Below are 25402 nucleotides of genomic sequence, written 5' to 3'. Positions count from 1 at the left end.
CTCATGTCCTTGTCGGTGAGAAGCCCTTCACACGTCGGCATTGGCTCCATCACTCATGACGGTGGGTCGCGGTGCAGCCAATCCAAGAACGGCTTCGGAGCGAGGTCGCCAACCCGCTTCCGGTATGCATCGAGATCGTCCTCGGTCAGAAAATCCCGACTGTCTCCCGATCGCCCGCTGCGGAAGAATTTCACCGGATCCTTGAGTATCTCGGTGTCAGGCGCCAGCCGCTCCGCGCGACTCTTCATCTCGTCGAACGTCGCGGCCTTCACCAGATCGGGCCAGACCGACTCGTTCACCGTAATGCCCAGCCATTCGGCCAACGCTGCCATCTGGCCGGCGAGGTCGGCGCACAAGTCGACGTAATGCAGGAGCCTCACATTCGGCTGTGTCTGCCGGTTCCACGCGTCATAGAGATGGTGAACCGTCTGGTGCAGGCTCTCGGGAACCGCTGTTCCCTGATCGTCGGTCGGCTGGGGCAGACACCAATGCTGCAGCCACTCGCGCATCGACGGGAGCGGTGGGGGAGCCTGCCGAGACTGTGGCTCTGAGCCGTCTTGGGCGGCGTATACTCGCTCGAGGTCGATGTTGGCGGTTTGATGGTAGACAGACAACGCCCGGTCGAGGGGATGCCTGGCGACCACGATATAGCTGACGCGCGGGTCGAGCGGTAGGCCGTCGAGTGGGGTGTGCGTCTTGATGACGCGGCGGTGCTTCTGCTCGGCGAGACGCGCGTAGACCTCCTCTTGCGAGCGCATTTGGTCCAACCACGGTGGTTGGTCCAACCATGGTGACAGGACTTCCAGCGGCTGCGGGAGGTCAGGCGTTTGGAAGATGAGCAAAGCACACATCATCTGTACCCACGTCGTACCCGACTTCGGCGGGGTGCTGACGACGATATCACCGTCACGCAACGGAAAGTCGTCCCAGCGGACGCTGTTGTGCTCTGGCGACAGGTATCGGCGCGGTGCTTCTGTCATCATCATCCCCTGGTCATGCTGAGGACGTCACTCAGCGCTGATTCATTGCGATGGGCCGGATCGTGGTCGACATTCCGCTTTGCGAAACGGTCGGCGATTGACCGGAGCATGGTGCGAATAACGGGTTGCCGGAGCGGTTCGGGATTATGCCTCATCGGTACAGCGCCCTGGACATGCATGGCGGCACCCCTCGTGGATGTATACAGAAGTAACGGATACGGTCCCAACCTTTCGTTGTTGTGGTGGAGAAACATCCGCGATCACCACAGTTACGGCCGAGCCGGCCTGGGGATGAGGCGTTCATACCAGGATCCGGACTCTCCTCGCCCCGCAGCTCGGCGATCGTGTACCAGCTCCTTCTCGGCGCCGGCTCATGCCCCCGTGGGCACCTTGGCCATTTGTTCCGGCCGGAGCGCCGCAGGCGTGGTACTCCAAGGGGTGTCAGCGCGCTGACCTGCTTCCGACATGCGGCGATGGTCCTGGGCTGGTTCTGTGACGGCACCCGCGTCGGCCAGCTCGCGCGTGACTTCGGGATCTCGATCGCCACCGCTCACCAGTACCTCCGTGAGGGCATCGCGGTCCTCAGCGCCCAGGCCCCGGCCTGCACGAGGTCCTCGACCGTGCCCGGCGTGCCGGCTTGCCCACGTCCTCCTCGACGGCTCTTTGATCCCCACCGACCGCGTCGCCGAGAAGGCCCCTGCAACAGCCTGCACACCCGGCTGTGTGCCGTCGGGAACGCGTCATGGCCATGCTCAAAACCCGATGGAAGGCCCTCCAGCACATCATCCTCGACCCCGGCTGAATCGGCGACATCACCCGTGCCTGCCTGGTTCTCACCCGCTTCGAACACAACCGAACTCACTGAGCCCTTTCAGCATTGCCGCTCCAGAGTGAGGACGGCCGCGGCGATTGACGACATTCGATTCGGGCTGCACCGGGCTCTGCGGAAGATGCGACAGAACTTCAGACACGCCACATCGTGTTCGACCGGTGCTCGTGCCGCCGAGAACGCGCGGATGCTCCGGTGGGTGCGGGCCTGCGGTCAGGTCGTGGGTGCGGTCGGCCAGCGCGGGTGAGATCCGCGTCAGCCGCCCGGCCGGGTCGGTCACCACCTGCACATTGACTCCGTGCTGGCGGTGTTTGCGGGAGTAGTCGGCTCTGCTGTCGCCAACCCTGTCGCACTCGGCAAGGGCACCACCCAGCAGGACGTAGTCGGGGTCGGCTTCGCCCAGTGCGCGCAGTGCCGGCGCGGTACACCGGACCGACCGGAGCACGCTGGCGCGGTGGGAGCTTGCAGCGGCAGTCCCTCACGCGGGTGACGATGAGTATGGTGCCCCATTCAACCGCAGTATGTGGCAGGTCGAGTGCGGCAGGGTGGGGAAGTAACAAGGCTTGTTTGCCGGATAGTTGAGAAGTCGAACACCTCGCACAACGGCACGGGACTTGTCCGTCGCGGACGCCAACGTCGTCACCCGATCAGCGGTCACGCGGAAAGACCTCACTGAGAAAACCTCAATGTGGGGCACAGTCGAAAAGGACACGTGCGTAGGGGCGGCTCGGTGCGTGCTCACTGCGGAAGGGGGTTTTCGACCAGCGTCAGGAGGACGGCCATGTCGTCCTCCTCGCCAGCCGCCCTGATGCCACCCTGGCATCCGCGGTGCACGAGGCCCCGGAATCTATGCCTGGCAATCGCGACCCCCGCCACGAGGACTGACGTAGCCGGTCGCGGTCTGCCCACCCCGCCGGCCCATGTCCCGCAAGTGCGTCGGCGGGCAATGGCTCATATACCGCTGACGAGCCGACCGCCGCTGTCTCCGACGAGTTTTAGCGGCCTGGCGGGCGGTCCGGCCGGCAGCTCGTCGGCCGGGTTGAGGTAGTCCTCCCAGCCCCGGGAGTGGGAGGCGAGGCCGTCATCAGCGGTGGCATCGACGGGTTCACTCTGGCTCTCCTCCGACGTTCAGGAGGGAACCTGTAGACAGCTCCCTTGTGGGCCGTCATCGGTCATGACGCGCACGGCTTGTCTGCGCACTTCATCCACGCACTCCAGCAGGGCGATCGCGTCTCGCCGCTTGTCGGCCTCCGCCCTCCCGTCGCCCGCTTCGCTCTTGCGTACCGCGGCCGCGAAGTCCTCTAGACAGAGCCGCAGTTGATCCGACGCCAGCAGTGTGAACCGCTCCTCGTGGTCCTGTTCCTCCAGCACCAGCACGGGCTGGTGAGCCGCGGGCGGAGTGAACGCGCGCGTCACCGACAGTCGACCCCGGTCCCCCCACAGCGTGTACGACGACGCGTACACGTGCTCGAATCCGAACGTCACCTGGGCCAGTATCCCGGACGGCGAGATCAGCAACGCCTGCCCCGACAGGTCGAGCCCGTCCGAGGCACGGGTGCGCAGCGTCGCCCCCGCCACCCGCGGCCCAGGCCCCAGCAGCAGTACCGCGGCGCGTAACGGATATACGCCCACGTCGAGCAGTGCCCCGCCCCCGAGGCCGGGCGCGTACCGGATGTCGTCAGCGGGTAGCGGCGGAATGCAGAAGGACGCCTGGAACGTGCTCGGGGTGCCGATCCGTCCGCGCCGCACCAGGTCCGCGGCGAACGCGTGTTGCGGATGGTGCGGGAACATGAAGTTCTCCCGCAGCACCAGACCGCGCTCCCGCGCGAGGGAGCACAACTGGCGTGCCTCGTCGGCGTTCACCCCGATCGGCTTCTCGATCAGCACGTGCTTGCCGGCGCGTAGCGCGCGGTCCGCCCATGCGCGGTGCAGCGCCGTCGGTGTCGAGATGTACACCGCCTCCACGTCCGGGCGCTTCAGCAGCGCCGCGTAGTCCCTCTCCGCTGCACAACCGAATTGCTCGGCGAAACGGCCCGCCTTCTCCACAGACCTGCCGGCGACCGCGATGAGATCGACCTCCGGCATGCTCACCGCGGTGGGCAGCACGCGCCTGTGGGCGATCGACGACGTGGCGAGCGCCCCCAGCCGCAACGGCCGGACTCCTCCGGCCGGGCTCACAACGCCCGCAGTGCCGCCACCAGGGTCCTGGCCTGCACGTTCACGTGATGGCTGTAGCGGAGCAGTTCGTCCAACTGGCATGGTGTCACCCAACGGAAATCGTCCGATACGGTGGGGAGGTCGCTCTCCACCTCGATGATCAGGTAACGGCTCTGGGCGTTCCGGAACCGGCCGCCTTCCTCCGACAGGACCACGTCGTAGCGGGCGTCGTCGGCGCGGGCCAGTGCCTCGGTGAGATAGGGTGGCTGGTCGGCCGCGGGCAGATGAGTGTAGTTCTCGGGCACGCACTGCACCGTGGGGCCGAGCTCGACTACGTCGAGGAAGCCCGGCTCCGCCCGCGCCCGCAGCAGCGCGTGTGGTACACCGTCGACACGGCGGATGAACAGGGCCACGATGCCCGTGCCGTGCGGTTCAAGCAGCGGCTGGGACCAGGACGGCACCTCACGCCGGTGCGAGGAGACATCGACCGCCACCACCTTGAAGTACAGCGCCTGCTCATGGGCCACCTCGTCCGCGGTACGGTGCCAGCCCACGGTCTCCGCGAGGCCGATCGGTACCACCTCGACCTCGTGCTCGGCCCGCCGCCGGGTGATCCAGCTACGGATCTCCCGATCCGGGTGGAGCGCCCGCCGCGTGTCCTCCTGCCGCCAGTCCGGAAGGCAGGACAGGACCGTCCGCGCGTCCATGTTGACCAGGTTGTCCTGCCGCAGTAGCGCATTGACTTGTCCCAGCGTCAGCCAGACGAAGTCCTCACCGGCCTCGGCCTCGGGGCCGACCTCCACGATCATGTTGCGGTTGCGCTTGTGCAGGAACCATGAGCCCTGTTCTGACTGTAGGACGTCCGCGACGACGGAACCGGGTTCCGGGCGGCGGAAGAGCTTCATGTAGGGGACGGCAGAACCACCGTGCACCCGCAGGTAGTTGCTCTTGGTCGCCTGCACCGTCGGCGACAGTTGCACGCCGTTGACGTTCCCTGGCTCGGGCTTCGCCTGCATCAGCAGATGCGGCACGCCGCCGAAGTCCCGCAGCGCGATGCCGAGAAGGCCGATCTCCGGCTGTCGGATGATCGGCTGCGACCATGCGGACACCGGACCGAAGCCCGACCGCACCCGCAGCCCGTGCACCGAGAAGAACCGTCCGCTCGCGTGCCGCAGATCGCCCGTCTGTTCGTCGAAGCCCCAGTCGCGCAACGCGGCAAACGGCACCCGCTCCACTCGCTGCGCGTGCTCGCGACGACGTCTGCCGAGCCACGCCAGTACCTCCGGGTTGCTCATCACCCCGCCGTCGACCGCGGCAGCGGAAGCGGCAAGCCTCGACACGCTACGGGGCTCCGCGGCGCGGGACGGCAACATCAGACCTGTCGCGGTCATCGACTCCGCCTTTGCTCGTTCCGGGAAACACGGCCACCAAGAGCGCGGCGATCCGCGGGCCGCGTGGTGCGTGAGGTCGGCACTGCGCCGCCACCCAGCGTGTGGGTACAAAGGGCGGATCTCGCGGCGGCTGTTGCGCAGCAAGAGTGCCACAGGAAGGTTTGCTTGGCACTGGCCCAGGGTGTGATCGGATCTGTAACTGTGGCTCTCGCGGACGCCCCTGCTGTCGGGACACGTGAGGATGGCGGCGTTCAGGTGGTCGATCCACCGCAGGACGGCATGAGAGGCAGAGACTGGCGTGAATCCTTTCGACGATCCCGACGCCGAGTTCTTGGTGCTGGTCAACGACGAGGGACAGCATTCGCTGTGGCCCGCCTTCGCAGACGTGCCCGGCGGATGGCATGTCGCCCACAGCAAGGACTCGCGTGAAGCGTGCCTGGCCTACATCGAGGAGAATTGGACGGACATGCGGCCCAAGAGCCTGATCGAGGCGATGGGCGGCTGAGCCGTCCTCGGCACGCGTTACGGTATGAAGGGGATAGTCCTCGCGGGTGGGAGCGGTACCCGGCTGCATCCTTTGACGCATGCGGTGTCGAAGCAGATCCTGCCCGTCTACAACAAGCCGATGGTCTATTACCCGCTGTCGGTGCTCATGCTCGGCGGCATCAGGGATATCCTCGTTATATCGACTCCGTGCCACCTGGACTTGTTCCGTGTGCTCCTGGGCGACGGCAGCCGGCTGGGGATGTCGATCGAGTACGCCGAGCAGCGTGCGGCGAACGGCATCGCCGAAGCCTTCGTCATCGGTGCGGAGTTCATCGGGAACGAGCCCGTGGCGCTCGTGCTCGGGGACAACATCTTCCACGGTCCCGGTTTTTCGAGGATTCTGCACCGGGAAGCAGGAAGCATCGATGGCTGCGTGCTCTTCGGCTACCCGGTCAAGGACCCGGAACGCTACGGCGTGGGAACCATGGACGAGCGGGGCCAGCTGATTCACTTGGAGGAGAAGCCGGCGGATCCCACGTCGAACCTGGCGATCACCGGACTCTATCTCTATGACAACGACGTCGTGGACATCGCCAAGAATATCCGGCCGTCCGAGCGCGGCGAATTGGAGATCACCGACGTCAACCGGGTCTATCTGGAACGCGGGAAAGCCAGGCTGATCAGTCTGGGTCGCGGGTTCGCCTGGCTCGACACCGGAACGCACGATTCGCTGCTCCAGGCCGGACAATACGTCCAGCTCCTCGAACAGCGCCAGGGAGTGCGGATTGCCTGTCTCGAAGAGATCGCCTTCCGAATGGGGTTCATCGATGCCGCGGCCTGTTACGAGCTCGGCGAGCAGCTGCGGCACACGGACTACGGAAAATATCTCATGGACATCACTGCCAACTACCGCTGAAGGGAAGCACTCATGCGCATAGTCGTGACTGGCGGCGCGGGCTTCATCGGCTCGCACTTCGTCCGCCAGGCACTGACAGGGGCGTACGAGGCCCTGGCGGACGCGGAGGTGGTGGTGGTCGACAAGCTCACCTACGCCGGTAACGAGGCCAACCTGGCGGAAGTCGCCGCCAGCCCCCGGCTGCGCTTCGTACGCGGTGACATCTGCGACGCGGCACTGATCAACGGCCTGTTGCGCGGGGCCGACCAGGTGATCCACTTCGCCGCCGAATCGCACGTCGACCGTTCCATAGCCGGCGCCGAGGAGTTCGTCAGGACCAATGTGCTAGGCACACACACTCTCCTCGAGGCGGCTACCGAAGCCGAGGTGGCGAAATTCGTCCACGTCTCCACGGACGAGGTGTACGGCTCTATCGATCTGGGCTCCTGGACCGAGAACGAACCACTCGATCCCAACTCCCCCTATTCCGCGTCCAAGGCATCGTCCGATCTACTGGCACGGGCCTTTCACCGCACCCACGGGCTTCCCGTGTGCGTGACCCGGTGCGCCAACAATTACGGCCCCTACCAGCATCCAGAGAAAGCTATCCCGCGGTTCATCACCAACCTCATGGACGGCGAGCCGGTGCCACTGTACGGCGACGGGGCGAACGTTCGCGACTGGCTGCATGTCGACGACCACTGCCGGGGCGTCGCCCTGGTCGCGGAAAGGGGTCTGGCGGGGGAGGTGTACAACATCGGCGGCGGCACGGAATTGGCCAATCGAGAGCTCACGGAAAAGCTGCTCGAATTGCTCGGTGCCGACTGGTCGATGGTGCGGAAGGTGCCGGACAGAAAGGGACACGACCGTCGCTATTCGCTGGACATCACCAAGATCTGCGGCGAACTCGGCTACCAGCCCGCCGTGTCCTTCGAGGAGGGCCTGGTGGATACCGTGAAATGGTATGCGGGGCGGCGCGATTGGTGGGAGCCGCTGAAGGTGAGCAGATAGTGGGTGGGTGCCCGCGAAATAGACGGCTCGAAGCTGAGGGAACCTCTCGTCCACGAGAGGAAAGGAACACCAGAGAAAGGAACAACGAGAGCCATGGCGTTGCCCGCTACCGGTGAGAGCCGGTGGTTCCGCAGGTTCCGTCCGAGGCCGGAGGCCGAGATCAGCCTGGTGTGTCTGCCGCACGCCGGGGGAACCGCGAGTTTCTATTTCCCGCTCTCCGAGCTCCTCCCTTCGACCGTGGAAGCCCTGGTCGTCCAGTACCCGGGGCGACAGGACCGGCTGCATGAGCCGTGCATCGAGAGTGTCCCCGAGATGGCGCGAGCCGTCTTCGACGTGCTGAAGCCGCTCGCCGTGAAGCGCCCCGTCGCGCTGTTCGGTCACAGCATGGGCGCCGCCGTCGGATTCGAACTGGCCATGCTGCTCGAACGAGAGCTGGGGACCACACCCCTGGCACTCTTCGCCTCCGCCAGGTCAGCGCCTTCGCTCCACCGTGGCCGAGACGTCCACCGTCTCGACGACGCCGAGCTCGTCGCCGAGCTGCGACGGCTCAGCGGTACCGAGGCGCAGATCCTCGACGAACGCGAACTGCTGCAATTGGCTCTGCCATCGATCCGCGGCGACTACAAAGCGTCCGAGACCTACACGGCAGAGCCCGGCGCGACACTGCGGTGCGACGTCGTCGCGCTCACCGGAGAAGCCGACGACCATGTCTCGGTCGAGGAGGCGGCGAGCTGGCGGGAGCACACCACGGGCGGCTTCGACCTGCGGGTCTTCCCCGGGGGTCATTTCTATGTCGCCGACCACGGGGCAGCGGTGACCGCGGCGATCACGGACAGCCTGTGCGCGGTGCGGACCCGCGGCGGAGAAACCATCAGCTGAGGGAGGCCCGACGATGCGTGTACTTTTCGTGACGCTCTCTGATAGATCGCATTTGCTGTCCATGGTGCCGCTCGCCTGGTCCCTGGCCGTCGCAGGCCACGACGTCCAGGTCGCCAGCAGCCCCGCGCTGGTGGACGCCATCAAGAGCATGGGCCTGACCGCGGTCCCGGTCGGCGAGGACCACAACTTCCACGAGATGCTGGCGCGGAACCGGGGCTCGCTGGAGAACCCGCTGTCCGACTGGTCCAATCCGACCCTCGAAGCGCACTCGTGGGAGCAGGCGCTGGCGAAGCTCAAGGCCAGTGTCGTGTTCTCGCACCAGGTCTACAACGACCCCATGATCCCGGACCTGGTTGCCTATGCCCGCCGCTGGCGACCCGACCTGGTCATCTGGGAACCGCTCACCTACGCAGGACCGGTGGCGGCGCGCGTGGTCGGCGCCGCCCACGCCCGGCTGCTGTGGTGCTTCGACAACCACTCCGCGATGCGCGATGTCTTCCTCCAACGCCAGGCGGAACGTCCGCGGGAGCGCCGTGAAGACCCCATGGCCCATTGGCTCGGCAAGCACCTCAGCCGCTACGGCAGCTCGTTCGACGAAGAGGTCGTGGTCGGCCAGTGGACCATCGACCAGGTACCCACCAGCCTCCAATTTCCGTTGACGGTGGAGCGGATACCGGTCCGCTACCTCCCCTACAACGGACCCTCCGAGATCCCGGACTGGCTGCACGAGCCACCCGAACGCCCGCGCGTCGTCCTGACTCCCGGCATCTCCACGCGTGCCGTGGTCGGCGGCACCCTCCTGCCGATCCCCGACATGATCGACACACTGGGCGACATAGACGTTGACGTGGTGGCCACGCTGCCGCCCAATGAAGCCGAGAAGCTCGTCAAGGTCCCCAACAACACCCGTATCGTCGACTTCGTCCCCATGCACGCCCTGCTTCCCACTGCCTCGGCCATCGTCCACTACGGCGGCTTCGGTTCCTGGGGCACGGCACTCGCCAACGCCGTGCCCCAGTTCATCCCCACCATCCGCTACGCCGATTGGTGGAACAGAGCGACAAGCCTGTCGAAGGCCGGTGCGGGACTCGCCGTTCACGCCTCCGAACTGACGGCCGACGTCCTGCACGACAGCGTGCAACGGCTGGTCAAGGATCCCTCCTTCCAGAGCGGAGCCGAGCGCCTGCGCCAGGAGAACCTGAACGCGCCCACCCCACACGATCTGGTTCCCGTACTGGAAAACCTCACCGCGGAGCGACGCCGATGAAGGTCCGAGAGCTGGCAGTGTCCGGCGCCTACGAGTTCGTACCCGACGTTCACCGCGACCAGCGCGGTGCGTTCGTCGCCCACTACACCGAAACCGCCTTCTCGGAGGCCGTGGGGTATCCGCTGCGCCTGGGCCAGGTCCACCACAGCTTCTCCCGGCGCGGGGTCGTCCGCGGCGTGCACTATGAGGACGTACCCCCGGGCCAGGCCAAAGTGGTGACCTGCCCCGCAGGGGAGCTGCTTGACGTGGTGGTCGACCTGCGGGTGGGTTCCCCCACGTTCGGCCGCTGGGACAGCACCCGGCTGAACCCCGACTCCTGCCGTGCGGTATATCTGGAGGAGGGGCTCGGGCACGCGTTCATCGCCCTGCGGGACAACACGGTGGCCGCCTATGTGACGTCGGTGGAGTACGACCCGGCCGCCGAGCACGAGATCGACGCCTTCGACCCGGCACTCGGGCTGCCCTGGCCCGGAGGCATGGACTACCTGGTCTCCCCACGCGACCGGGACGCGCCGACGCTGGCCGAGGCCCAGCGCGCCGGCGTGCTGCCGTCGTACGAGGCGTGCCGGGCGCTGCGCGCGGACACGCACATGGCCGGGAGTAACAGGCCACGATGAACGATGTGATCGATGCGCGTGCGAGCTCCGCCGTCGTCATCGGCGGCACCGGGTTCCTGGGACGGCACATCGGCACAGCGCTGGCCGCCCAGGGATATGACGTCCTGGCCGTGGCGAGAAGACCCGTTGAGCCGATTCCCGGGGCCCGCTTCCTTCCGCTCGACGTGGCATCCGCGACGGTCGGGGACATCGCCGAGGCCGTGGGATCCGCCGATCTCGTCGTCAACGCGGCGGGCGACATCGGGGCGGACGATGAGGAACGGATGACGGCCGAGCACGTCCTGCTCGTCGACCGGTTGGTGCGCGCCGTCTCGACGCTCCGACGACGGCCGAGGCTGCTTCAGCTCGGCACCGTGCACGAGTACGGCCCCGTCCCGGAGGGCACGGCCATCGCGGAGGACCACCCGACCGCCCCCGGCAGCCTCTACGCGCGCACCAAGCTGGCCGGCAGTCGAATCGTCCTGGACGCCACGGAGGCGGGGCGCGTGGACGGCTGCGTGCTCCGCCTCACCAATGGCTGCGGACCTGGTGCCCCGCTGCACGGTTTCCTCGGCCGACTCGCCGCCCAACTGCGCGCCACCAGCGAGGACGCGCCGCTCAACCTGACCGTCGTCGACGACCAGCGTGACTTCGTCGACGTACGTGACATCGCCGAGGCCGTGGTGCTGGCGGCGGGCGCACGGGCGACCGGAGGCCTGATCAATATCGGTTCGGGGACCGCCACCAGTATGCGGGAACTCGCCGGGATTCTCGTCTCCGTGTCGGGCGTGCCCCCGCATCTGGTGCGGAAGGGGCAGGCCCCGGTACACAGGAAGGGCGGCGCGTGGACCCAGGCCGACATCCGGCTCGCGCGCAGGCTGCTGGGCTGGTCCCCGCGGGTGTCGCTGAAGCAATCCCTCCACGACTTGTGGGCCGCTTCGTGACTTCTTCGGCCTGACGCGGCGCGGCCGCTACGTGGACGGTGTGCTGTCGAGGAGGCGCAGGTCGACCGTCATGGGAAGCTCCCGGTGCGGCTTGAGCGAATCGAAGGAGTGCGAGTGGTGCCCTTCGGCCACCGGCTTGCGGGTCAGGAAGGCCAGCAGGTCTCGCGTGGCGCACTTCGACTTGTCGGCGGCGTACAAGGTCGAAACGCTGTGCTTGCTCTCGTGGTCGACGATCAGGCACGTGTCGAGGAAGTCACGGTGCTGCGCGTTGGCGCGAACCAGGTCGGCGTTCGTGTCGTGCCATCGGGTGCCGTTCACCTCGCGCATGTCGTGCAGGAACGTGATGGCGCTGTCGTCCGTCATGTTCTCGCTGCCCAGATAGGTCGTCATGGTGTGGTCGACGCCGTCGCTGTGCACCCCCTCGAGCGCCGGCTCGCCGATCAGGTCACCGTCGGTGATGGTCCTCACGTTGAGCAGCGTGCAGATCCACTGGTCGCTGTCGTAGTCCAGTTTCGGCCGGTGGGTGACCGTCACGCCTTCGAAGACCATGAACTTGAAGACGAAAAGCGCCTGCAGGGCGGTGTTGAGCTGCAGGTCGTTCTGAATCTCGTCGAAGATGCGCACCTGGCCGGAGTCGTGCCGTACGAAGTCGTCCTCCATGGACAGCATGAACGGCTGGAATTCGAGCCGCCGCACCCGCATGGACCGTGGGTCGAAACCGAAGCGACCTGTCCTGGTCTTTCGGAACGGGAGGGTCGGGTCGCTCTTCAGCCCGTCGCTGACGGTGGTGAGGTTCTTGAGGTCGTCGTCTGTGGCGCCCAATCCCTTGACGATCCTGGTGAGCTGAGCGCCGGGGACGAAAGCGAAACGGTCGCGGATATAGGTCGAGCGTATCTCTGTAATCTCCGAAGCCACGGCGTGGTAGTTCGGCATACCCTTTGTGCCCTCCATGATGATACAGCGGATTCATTGGCCGAGGCCTACGGCGGCTCGGGTGTGATGCGCAAAGTCTGTGTGACGTACCAGGTCTGGGAAAGCCGCTCGGCGGAATGCGGTTCACCGGAAGACGGGATCGACCAGTCGGCGCCAAAACACTCGGCATGCGCTGACGTCACGTTTATCATCCGACGGACCGTCGGGCAATGGGCTGGGCAAGCTGACGCAGCGGCGGACAATCCGCGAGGGCACTCGGTGAACCGCGTGTTTGACCGTCCGGATGCCCACGTCACCGGCGTTTCGGGATGGTCCGGAACTTGCTTTCGTCCGCTGCGGCACACCGGTGGGGCGGCGCCGTAACGGCGGTGATCGCCGATGTCACCGATGGGTGTGGCGTCGGACAGTTAAGGCAGTTGACGCCGGGTATATCAAGAGCGCGAACTCCACGCCGGGCTTCTTCTGAATTCGTTTCCGTTCGGCCGTACATGCGGTGCTGGAGGTTTCTCTCGATGACCACTGTCGGCCTGCCCGGAGAAGTTCTGGCCGGAGACGCCGTCGACCCGGACACGGCGATAGCCGTGATCGGCGTCTCCTGCCGGTTCCCGCGGGCGGAAAGCCCGCAGCAGCTGTGGGAACTGTTGGCGTCGGGCGAGAGCGCTGTCACGGAGGTCCCTGCGGACCGCTGGACAGGTCCGGCCTCCAACGAGGCACCTCGGTGGGGCGCCTTTCTCGACCGGCCGGCGGACTTCGACGCGGGCTTCTTCGGCCTCTCCCCCCGCGAGGCGCCTTTCGTCGACCCGCAGCAACGACTCGTATTGGAATTGGGCTGGGAAGCCCTTGAGGACGCCCGCGTGGTCCCCAGCAAGGTCAGCGGCAGCCGACTGGGCACATTCGTCGGCGTGAACGCGGACGACTACGCGAAGCTGCTGACTCGTCATGCCGAAGCACTCGGCTCCCACCACACCATGCCGGGCATTCAGCGCGGCGTCATCGCCAACCGGCTCTCCGCTTTCCTCGGCGCCAGCGGCCCGAGTCTCACGGTCGACTCCGCACAGTCCTCCTCCTTGGTGGCCCTGCACCTGGCCTGCGAGAGCCTGCGGTCCGGGGAGTCGGAACTGGCCATCGTGTGCGGCGTCAACCTGCACCTGATGCCGGAAAGTGTGCTGCTCGCCGCGAGCTTGGGCGGTCTCTCGCCGGACGGTCGCTGCTACACGTTCGACGCCAAGGCCAACGGATACGTGGTGGGCGAGGGCGGAGGCGCCGTCGTGCTCAAGCCTCTGAGCGCCGCGCTCGACGACGGAGACCGCATCCTGTGCCTGGTGCGCGGCAGCGCGACCAACAACGATGGCAGGGGGGAGACGCTCACCTCTCCGACGGTGGGCTCCCAGGTCGACGTTCTCACGCGGGCTTGCGAGCATGCCGGCCTGTCCCCGGCCGCCGTCCGCTACGTCGAGCTGCACGGACCCGGAACCCCCGTAGGCGACCCGGTCGAGGCTGCCGCACTGGGGGAGGCCATCGGCCGTCGGCGTCCGGTCGGCCGGCCTCTCGCGGTCGGGTCGATCAAAACCAACATCGGCCACCTGAGTGGCGCGGGTGGTATCGCCGGGTTCATCAAGACGGTCCTGGCCCTCAAACATCGACTGCTGCCCGCCAGCTTGAACTTCGAGACGCCGAACCCCCGGATTCCTCTGGACGAACTCAACCTCCAGGTGCAGCGGAAACTCGGTCCGTGGCCCGGGGACCCGGCGCCCGACGAGCAACTCGCCGCGGGAGTGAGCTCCTTCGGTATGGGCGGTAGCAACTGCCACGTCGTGCTGTCGGACTGGCGGCCGGATCCGGCGGACGGGCGCGCCGGTGGGCGTACCGGGCCGGATCTGCCGGTTGTGCCCTGGATCGTCTCCGGCCGCTCTGAGGAAGCGCTGCGCGGACAGGCACACCGTCTGGCCGGCTTTGTCGAGGGCGCCGGTGATGTGGACGTGATGGATGTCGGTTGGTCGCTGGTGTCGTCGCGGTCGCGTTTCGGGCATCGTGCGGCGGTGGTGGGTACGGGGCGGGGTGAGCTGACCGAGGGGTTGTCGGGGCTGGTCGAACGGGGCGGTGGGCCGGGCGTGGTGTCGGGTTCGGCGGTGGACGGTGCGGTGGGGGTGGTGTTCTCGGGGCAGGGTGCGCAGCGAGTGGGTATGGGCGAGGGGCTGTCGGGTTTTGGCGCGTTCGCTGAAGCGCTGGATGAGGTACTGGGCGTCTATGACGAGGTCGCCAGTGGTGTGGCCGCTGACGTAGAGCTCTCGGACGATTTGCGGGATTTTTTTGGGGTTGCGGGCGATTATTCGGCTCGACTGCGGGAGGTGATGTCCGGAGGCATTGACGGGTTGGACGGAACGGGGTGGGCGCAGCCGGCGTTGTTTGCGTTCGAGGTGGCTTTGTGGCGTTTGTCGGCGGCGTGGGATGTGCGCCCTTCGGTGGTGGCGGGGCATTCGCTGGGTGAGTTGGTGGCGGCTTATGTGGCGGGTGTGTGGTCGTTGCGAGATGTGGCTCGGGTGGTGTTGGCACGGGGGTGGTTGATGCATGGGTTGCCGACCGGCGAGGGCGTGATGGTGGCGGTGGGAGCTGGAGTGGATGCGGTGCGTTTGGGTGACGGTGTGGAGCTCGCGGCGGTGAACGGTCCTGAGTCGGTGGTGCTCTCGGGGAGGGTGGAGCCGGTGTTGGCCGAGGCGGGGCGCTTGGCGGGGGCGGGGGTGAGGACGCGGCGTTTGGCGGTGTCGATTGCGTCTCATTCGGCTTTGATGGAACCGATGTTCGAGGCGTACGGGCGGGTAGTGCGGTCGGTGGAGTTCCGGGATCAGTCTGTGCCGGTGGTGTCGAGTGTCACGGGACGCATGGCCGCTCCGGGGGTGTTGCAGGACCCGGAGTACTGGGTGCGTCAGGTGCGTAGGACGGTGTTGTTCGCCGATGTGGTGACCACGATGCGTGAGCACGGGGTGGCGACCTTTCTGGAGATCGGCCCTGACGCCGTCCTCACCCCCATGGTCAAGGAATCGGTCCGGGCCTGGCCGGAGGACGAGCGGACGCGTCCCGACGTCGCCGCTGTTCCGTTCTGCCGCAGGGATCGGGACGAGAGGCATACCGCGACCACCGCGTTGGCTCATCTGTGGGTGCGCGGTGAGGAGGTCGACTGGGAACCGTTCTTCGTGGGCGCGCGACAAGTCGACCTGCCCACCTACGCGTTCCAGCGCGAGCGGTACTGGATCGAGAGCCGGCCGTCACCGGAACGGACGGTCGCCGAACCCCCGCGGAAGGTCCTCGAGACCGACGGGACCGGGGAGGTGACGGCGTTGGACTCGGGGCGCGCCGACGGACGCCTCGCCGCTGTTCTGGCCGGGCTGTCCGAGCCCGAACAACGTGACGCCATCCTCGACACGGTGTGCGACCAGGCGGCGTCGGTCATGGAGTACACCGGCCGCGTCGATGCCACGCTGACCTTCAAAGACCTCGGCTTCGACTCGCTGATGGCGCAGGAGCTGGCCGACGGCCTCGCCTCACGCACCGGCCTGCCCCTCGCCGGCCGCCTCGTCTTCGACTACCCGACCCCGCGCGGTCTCGCCCACCACCTCTACGAAGAGATCACCGGAAAGCGACAGGCGGCCGTCACACGCGTCGCGAAGGCGACGGCGGAGCCGTTGGCCATCGTGGGCATGGCGTGCCGCTACCCCGGCGGGGTGAGCACCCCCGACCAACTGTGGCAGCTGGTCGTCACCGGCGAGGACGTCATCTCCGGGTTCCCCACCGACCGGGGCTGGGACCTGGACGGCCTCTACGACCCGGACCCCGAGCACTGGGGCACCAGCTACACACGAAACGGCGGCTTTCTCACCGGAGCCGGTGACTTCGACGCCGAGTTCTTCGGGATCTCGCCGCGTGAGGCGCTGGCGATGGACCCCCAGCAGCGGCTGCTGCTGGAGACGTCATGGGAGGCACTGGAGCGAGCGGGAATCGATCCGCGATCGCGCCGCGAGTCGGCGACCGGCACCTACATAGGCGCCACCACCCACTACTACGGTCCACGCGCTCACCAGGCCGCTGACGGCTTCGCCGGCTACCTGCTGACCGGAAACACGCCGAGCGTGATGTCCGGCCGCATCGCCTACGCGCTCGGACTGGAAGGTCCGGCGGTGACGGTGGACACGGCGTGTTCGTCGTCACTGGTGGCGCTGCATCTGGCTGGTCAGGCGCTGCGTTCGGGTGAGTGCGACCTCGCTCTCGCCGGCGGGGTCACGGTCATGGCCTCCCCGGACATGTTCATCGAATTCAGTCGGCAGCGCGGGCTGTCGGCGGATGGTCGGTGCAAGGCGTTTTCGGCGGGTGCGGATGGCACGGGGTGGGGCGAGGGCGTGGGGGTGCTGGTGGTGGAGCGGTTGTCCGACGCCAGGCGGAACGGGCACCGGGTCCTTGCCGTGGTGCGTGGTTCCGCGGTGAATCAGGACGGTGCGTCGAATGGGTTGGCGGCGCCGAATGGTCCGTCGCAGCAGCGGGTGATCCGGGCGGCGCTGGCGAGCGCGGGACTTGGCGCGGATGAGGTCGACGCTGTCGAGGCGCATGGCACGGGGACGAGGCTGGGGGACCCGATCGAGGCGGAGGCGTTGCTGGCCACGTACGGGCGGGACCGGGGCGGGGATCGGCCGTTGTGGCTGGGGTCGTTGAAGTCGAACATCGGCCATACGCAGGCGGCCGCGGGTGTGGCCGGTGTGATCAAGATGGTGTTGGCGATGCGGCACGGGGTGTTGCCGAGGACGTTGCACGTGGAGGAGCCGACGTCGCAAGTGGATTGGTCGGTGGGGGGAGTGGAACTGCTGACGGAAGCGCGTGCGTGGGCCGGGGGTGGTCGTCCGCGGCGGGCGGGTGTGTCCTCGTTCGGGATCAGCGGCACCAACGCACACGTCATCCTGGAAGAGGCCGAAGAGGCCCCGGACGAGCCGGAAGCGCCGGCGGAAGAACCAGGTGACGCCCCCGCTGTCATGCCCTGGGTCCTGTCGGGGAAGAGCGAGGCGGCGCTGCGCGGGCAGGCACGGCGGCTCGCGTCCTTCCTGGAGGCGCGCCCCGAGGTGTCGCCCGTTGACGTCGGAGTGTCACTGGTCACTTCACGGTCGCTCCACGAGCGGCGCGTGGTCGTGACGGGCGGCTCGCGGGAGGAACTCCTCGCAGGGGTAGGGGCCGTGGCCGAGAACACCGCGACGAGCGGTACCGCGCGAGACGGCGGAATCGAGCCTCGCCCCGTGTTCGTGTTCCCGGGGCAGGGGACGCAGTGGGCGGGAATGGCTCGCGCGCTGCTGTCGTCCTCTACGGCGTTCGCCTCACGGATGAGCGAGTGCGCGGTGGCGCTGTCCCCGTTCGTGGAGTGGTCGCTGCTGGATGTGCTCGACGATGCCGATGCGTTGGAGCGCGTGGACGTGGTCCAGCCGGCCCTGTGGGCGGTCATGGTGTCGCTGGCCGAGGTGTGGCGCTCGTACGGTGTCGAACCGGCGGCCGTGGTGGGCCACTCGCAGGGGGAGATCGCGGCCGCGGTGGTGGCCGGCGGCCTGTCACTGCGGGACGGTGCCCGGGTGGCGGCGTTGCGCAGCCGCGCGATCGGTACCGTGCTGGCCGGGCGCGGCGGGATGGTGTCGGTGGCGTCACCGGTCGACGAGGTGCGCAGGCGCATCGAGGCGTTGAGCGGGGCGGTGGCGGTGGCGGCGGTCAACGGGCCGTCGTCCACGGTGGTGTCGGGTACGCCGGAGGCGCTGGATGTACTGCTGGCGCGGTGTGAGCGCGACGGAATAAGGGCGAGGCGTGTCGCGGTGAGCTACGCCTCGCACTCCTCGCAGGTCGATGAGGTTCGCGAGCGGATCCTCACCGATCTGGCGCCGGTGGAACCCCAGGCGTTCGCGGTGCCCTTCTTCTCCACGGTCAATGGGGAGTGGCTGGGTGCCGACCGCGGCCCGGATGCCGAGTACTGGGTGCGCAACCTGCGGCAGACGGTGCGTTTCGAGGAGGCGATCCGGGCACTGGCCGATGAGGGCTTCGGCGCGTTCGTGGAGTGCAGTGCGCACCCGGTGCTGACCGCGAGCGTGCGGGAGACGCTGGAGACCGCGGGAAGCGACGCCGTGGTGGTCGGTTCGCTGCGGCGGGACGACGGCGGTGCGCGACGTATGCTCACGTCGCTGGGCCAGGCGTTCGTCCATGGTGTGCCGGTGGAGTGGACGCAGGCGTACATCGGGTCGCGGGCGCGGCGCGTCGATCTGCCCACGTATGCGTTCCAGCACGAGAGGTTCTGGTGGGAGCCGGACGCCGCGCCGGTGCCTGAGGGCGGCGCGGCCGACGAGGCGTTCTGGCAGGCCGTGGAGGGCGGCGACGTGCGGGAGCTGGCCGGCGCGCTGGAGGTCGACGACGAGTCGCTGGCCCACGTGCTGCCCGCGTTGCGGTCCTGGCGGCAGCGGCAGCTCATGACCTCGACGGTGGACGGCTGGCGTTACCGCACCAAGTGGGTGCCGATGAGCACGGCGCCTCAGCCGACGCTCTCCGGTACCTGGCTGCTGGTCGCTCCGGAGGGCTGCGCCGGGGAGGCCGTGGAGTCGACCGCGGCCGCGGTGCGGGACCACGGAGGCGACGCGGTCACCGTCGAGTTGCCCGATGGGGCCGTCCGCGAGCAGATCGCCGACATGCTGCGAGGTGTTCAGACGGAGGACGGCGAGTGCGGGGGTGTGTTGTCGTTGCTGTCCCTGGCTGACGGGCCGCCCACCGGGGCCGGGATCCCCCGGGCGGGCCTGACGGGCACACTCGCCCTGTTCCAGGCGCTGGGCGACGCGGGGGTGAACGGACCTCTGTGGTGCCTGACCCGCGGTGCGGTGGCCATGGCGGACACGGAACAGGTCGACGTCCCCGCCCAGCGGATGGTGTGGGGCCTGGGCCGGATCGTGGCCCTGGAACACCCGGAGCGGTTCGGCGGTTTGGTGGACCTGCCGGAGCGGTGGGACACGCGCGCGGGCCGCCGGCTGGCGGCGGTCCTGGCCGGTGCCGAGGGCGAGGACCAGGTCGCGATCCGTCCCACCGGACTGTTCGCCCGCCGCCTCGCCCGCGCCACGCGTGTCGGCCCCCGGGCGGAGTGGCGCCCACGCGGCACCGTGCTGGTGACGGGTGGTACCGGTGGTCTGGGCGCGCAGGTGGCCCGCTGGCTGGCCCGGTCCGGCGCCGAGCACGTGGTGCTGGCCGGCCGCCGTGGACCAGACGCGCCCGGCGCAGCCGCGTTGCGCGAGGAACTGGAGGCCACCGGCACGCGGGTGACCATCACCGCCTGCGACGTGAGCGACCGCGCGGCGCTCGCCCGGCTCCTCGACGACGTATCCGACGAATGCCCGCTGTCAGCGGTGATCCACACCGCGGCGGTCCTGGACGACGCCGTCGTGGAGCGGCTGACCCCCGAGCAGATCGACCGCGTGCTGCGGGTGAAGGCCGACGGTGCCTGGTACCTGCACGAGCTGACCCACGGTATGGACCTGGACGCGTTCGTGCTGTTCTCCTCCGTGGCGGGCACCCTGGGCGCCTCCGGACAGGGCAACTACGCGCCCGGCAACGCCTACCTCGACGCACTCGCCGAGCACCGGCACGGCCTCGGCCTTCCCGCGTCCTCGGTGGCCTGGAGCTCTTGGGCGGAAGAAGGCATGGCAGAGGGCGGGATCGGCGCGGTGGCGCGGCGGCACGGCCTGCCGGAGATGGCCCCCGAACTGGCGGTGTCGGCACTGGCGGGCGCGGTGGCCGACGGAGAGCCCGACATCGTGATCGCGGATGTCGAATGGGAAAGGTTCCATGTGGCGTACACCGCCACGCGCCCCAGCCCTTTCCTGGCCGACCTGCCCGACGTACGCCGGCTCGCACACGCGGCCGGTCCCGGCACACGTGCGGAGGCCGCGCCCGACGGCCTGGCCGGCAGGCTGGCCGGCCTGGCGACCCGAGCCGAACAGGAGACGGCGATGCTCGCCGTGGTGCGTGAACACGTGGCGTCGGTACTGGGCTACGTGGAAGTCGACGCCGTGGATCCGTTCCGCGCGTTCAAAGACCTCGGCCTCGACTCGGTGACCGCCATCGAGCTGTGCAACCACCTGAACACGGCGACCGGCCTGCGCCTGTCGCCCACCTCGGCCTTCGACTTCCCCAACGCCCGCGCGCTCGCGGCCCACCTGTGCGCGGAACTGCTGCCCGAAGCGGAGGCGGCGCCTGCCTCGCCCGTGGCCGCCGAACCGGCGACCAACCAGGACCCCGTGGTCATCGTCGGGCTGAGCTGCCGATTCCCCGGTGACGTCCGGTCCCCGGAGGAGCTGTGGCGGATGCTCGACACGGGTGGGGAGGGCATCACCCCGTTCCCCGACGACCGTGGATGGGACTTGGAGGCCCTGTACGACCCGGACTCCGGCTCCGACCGCGCCGGGACGTCCTGTGCCGGCGAGGGCGGTTTCCTCCACGACGCGGGGGACTTCGACGCCGACTTCTTCGGGATTTCGCCGCGTGAGGCGCTGGCGATGGACCCGCAGCAGCGACTGCTGCTGGAGACGTCCTGGGAGGCGCTGGAGCGGGCGGGCATCGACCCCTTGGCGCTCAGGGGCAGCGGCACCGCCGTCTTCGCCGGGACGAACGGCCAGGACTACCTCGCCATGAGCCCCGACATGCCCGAGGAGGTGACGGGCTACGCCATCACCGGCAACACGGCCAGTGTGCTCTCCGGCCGGGTGTCCTACACGCTGGGCTTCGAGGGCCCCGCGGTGACGGTGGACACGGCATGTTCGTCCTCGCTGGTGGCCCTGCACCTGGCCGTACAGTCGCTGCGCACCGGCGAGTGCGCGCTCGCCCTCGTCAGCGGTGTGACCGTCATGGCCACGCCCGGCCTGTTCACCGAGTTCACCCGCCAGGGCGGGCTCGCTCCTGACGGGCGCTGCAAGGCGTTCGCGGCGACGGCCAACGGTGCAGGCTTCTCCGAGGGCGTGGGCGTACTGGTGGTGGAGCGGCTGTCGGAGGCCCGACGCCAGGGGCACCAGGTGCTGGCGGTGGTACGGGGTTCGGCTGTGAACCAGGACGGTGCCTCCAACGGCCTGACGGCGCCGAGCGGTCCGTCGCAGCAGCGGGTGATCCGGGCGGCGTTGGCGGACGCGGGGTTGACCGCGGGTGAGGTCGACGTCGTGGAGGCGCACGGTACGGGCACGACGTTGGGCGACCCGATCGAGGCGCAGGCGCTGCTGGCCACGTACGGGCGCGACCGGGACGAGGACCGGCCGTTGTGGTTCGGCTCGGTCAAGTCGAATATCGGCCACACCCAGGCGGCGGCCGGGGTAGCCGGTGTCATCAAGGCGGTGCTGGCCATGCGGCACGGCCTGTTGCCCCGGACCTTGCACGTCGATGAGCCGTCGCCGCATGTGGACTGGTCCGCGGGCACGGTGAAGCTGCTGACCGGCCCCGTCGCGTGGCCTGAGACGGGCCGACCGCGTCGGGCGGGTGTGTCCTCCTTCGGCGTGAGCGGAACGAACGCCCACGTCATCCTGGAACAGGCAGCGGAACAGGCACCAGAACAGGCACTGGCTAAGGCGGCTGCGGAGGCCGAGGCGGACGACGAGCCCGTGCGGAACCCCTTGGCGATTTCTGCCGGCGGTATCCCCCCCTGGGCGCTGTCGGCGAAGTCCGAGGTGGCGGTCCGGGACCAGGCCGCGCGTTTGCTGTCAATGGCCGACGAAGGCGCCGGCCCGGACGCGGTGGCAACGTGCGATGTCGGATTCTCGCTGGCTACCACCCGCGCGGTGTTCGACCACCGCGCGGTGGTCCTGGGCGCGGATCGCGCCGGCATGGCGCGCGGCCTGGCCGCTTTGGCGGAGGGACGGGAAGCCCCGGGTGTGGTGCACGGTGCCGTTGTCGGCTCCGACGACAGAGCGGTGTTCGTCTTCCCCGGCCAGGGGTGGCAGTGGGTGGGGATGGCGGTCGAGTTGCTGGATTCGTCGCCGGTGTTCGCGGAGTGGATGAGGAAATGCGCGGCGGCGCTGGCGCCGTCGGTTGAGTGGTCGTTGCTGGATGTGGTGCGAGGCGTCGAGGAGCCGGAGTGGAACGACCGGGTTGACGTGGTGCAGCCGGTGATGTGGGCGGTGATGGTCTCGCTGGCGGGGACGTGGCGTTCGTTGGGTGTGGTGCCGTCGGCGGTGGTGGGGCATTCGCAGGGGGAGATCGCGGCTGCGGTGGTGGCGGGTGGCTTGTCGTTGGAGGACGGTGCGCGGGTGGTGGCGGTACGCAGTCGCGCGTTGCGGGCGCTGTCGGGCCGTGGGGCGATGGCGTCGGTGAGTCTGCCCGTAGGAGCGGTGGAGGAGCGGTTGGCGGTGTGGGGTGAGCGGTTGTCGGTGGCGGCGGTGAACGCGCCGGCGGCGGTGGTGGTGTCGGGTGATGTGGAAGCGGTCGAGGAGTTGCTGGCCGTGTGTGAGGCGGAGGGGGTTCGTGCGCGTCGGGTATCGGTGGACTACGCCTCGCACTGTGCGCATGTCGAGGCGATCGAGGCCGAGCTTGAGCGGAGTCTTGCCGGGATCGCTCCGCGGTCGTCGTCGGTCCCGTTCTATTCGACGGTGACGGGCGGTGTGTTGGACACGGTGGAATTGAACGCGCGGTATTGGTATCGGAACCTGCGTGGGAGGGTGCGGTTCGACGAGACGGTGCGGGTGTTGCTGGCCGAGGGCTTCCGGGTGTTCGTGGAATCCAGTGGGCATCCGGTGTTGGTGATGGGCGTGGAGGAGACGGCCGACGACTGTGGAGTCGGGGTCGCGGCAGTGGGGTCGTTGCGCCGTGGCGAGGGCGGTCCGGATCGGTTGCTGGTATCCGTGGCTGAGGCGTTTGTGGGTGGCGCTGGAGTGGATTGGCCGGCGGTGTTCGCGGGATCGGGGGCGCGGCGCGTGGACTTGCCGACGTACGCGTTCCAGCATCGACGGTACTGGCTCGACTCGCGCGTTACTGCGGTATCTGGCGATGCGGCCTCGGTGGGGTTGGAGCCGACGGAGCACCCGTTGCTGGGAGCGGCGGTGCCGCTGCCCGAGTCGGACGGGTTCTTGCTGACCGGGCGTTTGTCGCCGCGCGCCCAGCCATGGCTTGCCGAACACGTGATGCTGGGGCGGGTGGTCGCGCCGGGGTCGGCATTGGTGGAGATGGCCTTGCGGGCGGGGGAGCAGGCGGGGTGTCGCCGGCTGGAGGAGCTGACGCTGGAGGTGCCGCTGGTGCTGTCTGACGAGGACGCGGTCCAGGTGCAGCTCGTCGTCGGCGGACCGCTGGCGGAAGGCCGGCGTGAGCTGAGCGTGTACGCCCGTGGCGGCGGCAGCGATGCCTGGACGTGCCATGCGCGGGGTGTGTTGAGCGTTGGTGGCGATACGGGCGGTTCGAGGGATGTGAGCGCATGGCCGCCGGCGGGGGCCGAGATGGTGGATTTCGCCGGTACGTATGAGCGGTTGGCAGGTGTGGGGCTGGCGTATGGGCCGGCGTTTCGCGTGCTGCGGTCGGTGTGGCGCAGGGGAGAGGAAGTCTTCGCCGAGGCGGAGTTGCCGGAGAGGGCGAGCACGGGTCGCTTGGGGATGCATCCAGCGTTGCTCGACGCGGCGCTGTACGCGTGGTTGGCATGCGTGGACGGCGCTGGGGACGGGGTGCGGTTGCCGTTCGTGTGGAGTGGTGTGTCGCTGCATACGGCTTCGGCTGCGCCTTCGGTGGTGCGGGTGCGGCTGGCGCCGGATGGTGATGGCGGGCTGTCGGTGGCAGTGGTCGATGCGGCGGGCATACCGGTGGTGTCGGTGGACGCTCTGATCACACGACCGGTGCGGGAGGTGGAGTTCGCGGCCGCGGCGGGGGCGGGGGAGTGCTCGTCCCGAGTGGAGTGGGTGCCGACCGCGTCGCGTGTGGCGTTGGGGGGCGGAATGCGAAGGTGTGCTGTGGTGGGGGAGGACGTCTTCGGGTTGGCCGAGGCGTTGGGGGCGGAGCTCTTCAAGGATCTCGCCGCGCTGTGCGAGCACGCGGTGCCGGATGTGGCGGTGGTGTGCGTTGGTTCCGCTGTCGGCGAGGGGGTGGTGCCGGCCGTGAGTGGTGCCGCGGACGGGATTTTGGGTGTGGTGCAGGGGTGGCTGGCGGAGGAGAGGTTCGCTCAGTCGCGGTTGGTGGTGGTGACGCGTGGTGCGGTGGCCGTTGAGGCGGATAAGGACGTCCGCGATCTGGCAGCGGCCCCGGTGTGGGAGTTGGTGCGCTCCGCGCAGGCTGAGAATCCGGGCCGGTTCGTGTTGATGGACGTGGACGATTCGGCGGCGTCGCTCGATGTCCTGCCTCAGGCCGTCCTGGCGGGAGAGGACCAGGCGGCTGTACGCAGCGGCGAGATGTTCACGCCGCGCTTGGCCCAGATGAAGGAACGCGTCCGTCGGCCGGTCCCCGCACGACGCACCCCCACCCCCACCCACGCCGAAGCCTCCCGTTCGGAAGGGGCACCGCTGGTACAGCGTTTGTCGGGCCTCAGCCACGGGGAGCGACAGCGGGTACTGCTCCGGTCGGTCCAGGAACACGCCGCGGCCATCCTGGGTCACGAGGCAATGGCATCCGTGGCACCTGATCGAGGCTTCCTCGACCTCGGCTTCGTCTCGCTCACCGCGGTGGAACTGCGCAACCGGCTGAACGCGGCCACCGGGTTGCGGCTGCCCACGACCCTGATCTTCGACTACCCGAGCCCGACCGCGCTTGCCGAACACATCGAAAAGGAACTGGCGACCGCTGGGACAGCGGGGGACGTGGGCCCTTTCCTGACCGCCGAACTCGACAGGCTGGAGGCCACGCTCCTCGGCACGCGCGCTGAGCCGGACGACGCGACGCGCGCCATGGTCGCGAACCGTCTGAAGGGCCTCCTGTCCCAGTGGAGCGGCAACCGGGACGGCGCCGTTACGGACGTTCCCGTTCCCGACGGCCCGGCACCGGAAGGCCCGGCGCAGAAGGCCCCGGTCACCATCGCCGGTCATCTG

Annotated in this window: 11 protein-coding genes and 2 pseudogenes; 8 read left to right on the top strand and 5 right to left on the bottom strand. The window is 68.5% G+C overall.

Annotated elements, in window-relative coordinates; genetic code table 11:
* Positions 1-53 precede the first annotated feature (53 nt).
* The 4 genes and pseudogenes from LIV37_RS00230 to LIV37_RS00215 all read right to left on the bottom strand — a co-directional run bounded on the left by LIV37_RS00230 (position 54) and on the right by LIV37_RS00215 (position 5357).
* Positions 54-986 (bottom strand): sulfotransferase domain-containing protein, encoded by a 933-nt coding sequence (locus LIV37_RS00230; protein ID WP_020865119.1) that lies wholly within the window; start codon positions 984-986, stop codon positions 54-56.
* 865 nt (positions 987-1851) lie between these two features.
* A pseudogene (locus LIV37_RS00225) lies at positions 1852-2369 on the bottom strand (transposase family protein).
* A gap of 568 nt (positions 2370-2937) precedes the next feature.
* Positions 2938-3960, bottom strand: coding sequence for a Gfo/Idh/MocA family protein (locus tag LIV37_RS00220; RefSeq protein WP_020865117.1), 1023 nt, complete (start codon positions 3958-3960; stop codon positions 2938-2940).
* Positions 3961-3983: 23 nt separating this feature from the next.
* Positions 3984-5357, bottom strand: a complete 1374-nt coding sequence (locus LIV37_RS00215; RefSeq protein WP_121825999.1) for an NDP-hexose 2,3-dehydratase family protein — start codon at positions 5355-5357, stop codon at positions 3984-3986.
* Between the two features lie 298 nt (positions 5358-5655).
* Here LIV37_RS00215 and LIV37_RS00210 point away from each other — a divergent pair, with 298 nt between their 5' ends.
* The 7 genes from LIV37_RS00210 (at position 5656) to LIV37_RS00180 (ending at position 11435) form a co-directional block, all read left to right on the top strand.
* Entirely contained in the window at positions 5656-5862 is a 207-nt protein-coding gene (locus LIV37_RS00210; RefSeq protein WP_020865115.1) for an MbtH family protein, read from the top strand.
* 24 nt (positions 5863-5886) lie between these two features.
* Positions 5887-6759 carry a glucose-1-phosphate thymidylyltransferase RfbA gene (gene rfbA / locus LIV37_RS00205; protein WP_121826000.1) on the top strand — a complete coding sequence of 291 codons (873 nt, stop codon included), beginning with the start codon at positions 5887-5889 and terminating at the stop codon, positions 6757-6759.
* 12 nt (positions 6760-6771) lie between these two features.
* Positions 6772-7749: a dTDP-glucose 4,6-dehydratase gene (gene rfbB, locus LIV37_RS00200; RefSeq protein WP_020865113.1), complete on the top strand. Its 978-nt coding sequence runs from the start codon at positions 6772-6774 to the stop codon at positions 7747-7749.
* Positions 7750-7842: 93 nt separating this feature from the next.
* Positions 7843-8628 (top strand): thioesterase II family protein, encoded by a 786-nt coding sequence (locus tag LIV37_RS00195; protein WP_020865112.1) that lies wholly within the window; start codon positions 7843-7845, stop codon positions 8626-8628.
* 13 nt (positions 8629-8641) lie between these two features.
* Positions 8642-9895, top strand: a complete 1254-nt coding sequence (locus tag LIV37_RS00190; RefSeq protein WP_121826001.1) for an activator-dependent family glycosyltransferase — start codon at positions 8642-8644, stop codon at positions 9893-9895.
* On the top strand, positions 9892-10512 hold the full coding sequence (locus LIV37_RS00185; protein WP_020865110.1) for a dTDP-4-dehydrorhamnose 3,5-epimerase family protein: 621 nt from the start codon (positions 9892-9894) through the stop codon (positions 10510-10512). Before LIV37_RS00190 ends, LIV37_RS00185 begins: the two co-directional genes overlap by 4 nt.
* Positions 10509-11435, top strand: coding sequence for an NAD-dependent epimerase/dehydratase family protein (locus LIV37_RS00180; RefSeq protein ID WP_020865109.1), 927 nt, complete (start codon positions 10509-10511; stop codon positions 11433-11435). Before LIV37_RS00185 ends, LIV37_RS00180 begins: the two co-directional genes overlap by 4 nt.
* A 27-nt stretch (positions 11436-11462) precedes the next feature.
* Here the strand turns inward: LIV37_RS00180 and LIV37_RS00175 are convergent, their stop codons facing one another.
* Complete coding sequence (locus tag LIV37_RS00175; RefSeq protein WP_243146438.1) at positions 11463-12257, bottom strand: 2OG-Fe dioxygenase family protein; 795 nt, start codon at positions 12255-12257, stop codon at positions 11463-11465.
* Positions 12258-12880: 623 nt separating this feature from the next.
* On the opposite strand from LIV37_RS00175, the pseudogene LIV37_RS00170 reads away from it, so the two are divergent.
* Positions 12881-25130, top strand: a pseudogene (locus tag LIV37_RS00170) (type I polyketide synthase); the annotation flags it as partial.
* Between the last annotated feature and the right edge of the window lie 272 nt (positions 25131-25402).

Source organism: Streptomyces rapamycinicus NRRL 5491, assembly GCF_024298965.1.
GTDB classification, from domain to species: domain Bacteria; phylum Actinomycetota; class Actinomycetes; order Streptomycetales; family Streptomycetaceae; genus Streptomyces; species Streptomyces rapamycinicus.
The sequence above is the reverse complement of the archived record's forward strand: the minus strand, read 5'-3'. Positions and strand labels throughout refer to the sequence as shown.

Bases quoted from the DNA above. Each gene is read 5' to 3' on its own strand.
- LIV37_RS00190 (WP_121826001.1), top strand. From the start codon at position 8,642: ATGCGTGTACTTTTCGTGACGCTCTCTGATAGATCGCATTTGCTGTCC.
- LIV37_RS00230 (WP_020865119.1), bottom strand. From the start codon at position 986: ATGATGATGACAGAAGCACCGCGCCGATACCTGTCGCCAGAGCACAAC.
- rfbA (WP_121826000.1), top strand. From the start codon at position 5,887: ATGAAGGGGATAGTCCTCGCGGGTGGGAGCGGTACCCGGCTGCATCCT.
- LIV37_RS00180 (WP_020865109.1), top strand. From the start codon at position 10,509: ATGAACGATGTGATCGATGCGCGTGCGAGCTCCGCCGTCGTCATCGGC.
- LIV37_RS00195 (WP_020865112.1), top strand. From the start codon at position 7,843: ATGGCGTTGCCCGCTACCGGTGAGAGCCGGTGGTTCCGCAGGTTCCGT.
- LIV37_RS00185 (WP_020865110.1), top strand. From the start codon at position 9,892: ATGAAGGTCCGAGAGCTGGCAGTGTCCGGCGCCTACGAGTTCGTACCC.
- rfbB (WP_020865113.1), top strand. From the start codon at position 6,772: ATGCGCATAGTCGTGACTGGCGGCGCGGGCTTCATCGGCTCGCACTTC.
- LIV37_RS00215 (WP_121825999.1), bottom strand. From the start codon at position 5,357: ATGACCGCGACAGGTCTGATGTTGCCGTCCCGCGCCGCGGAGCCCCGT.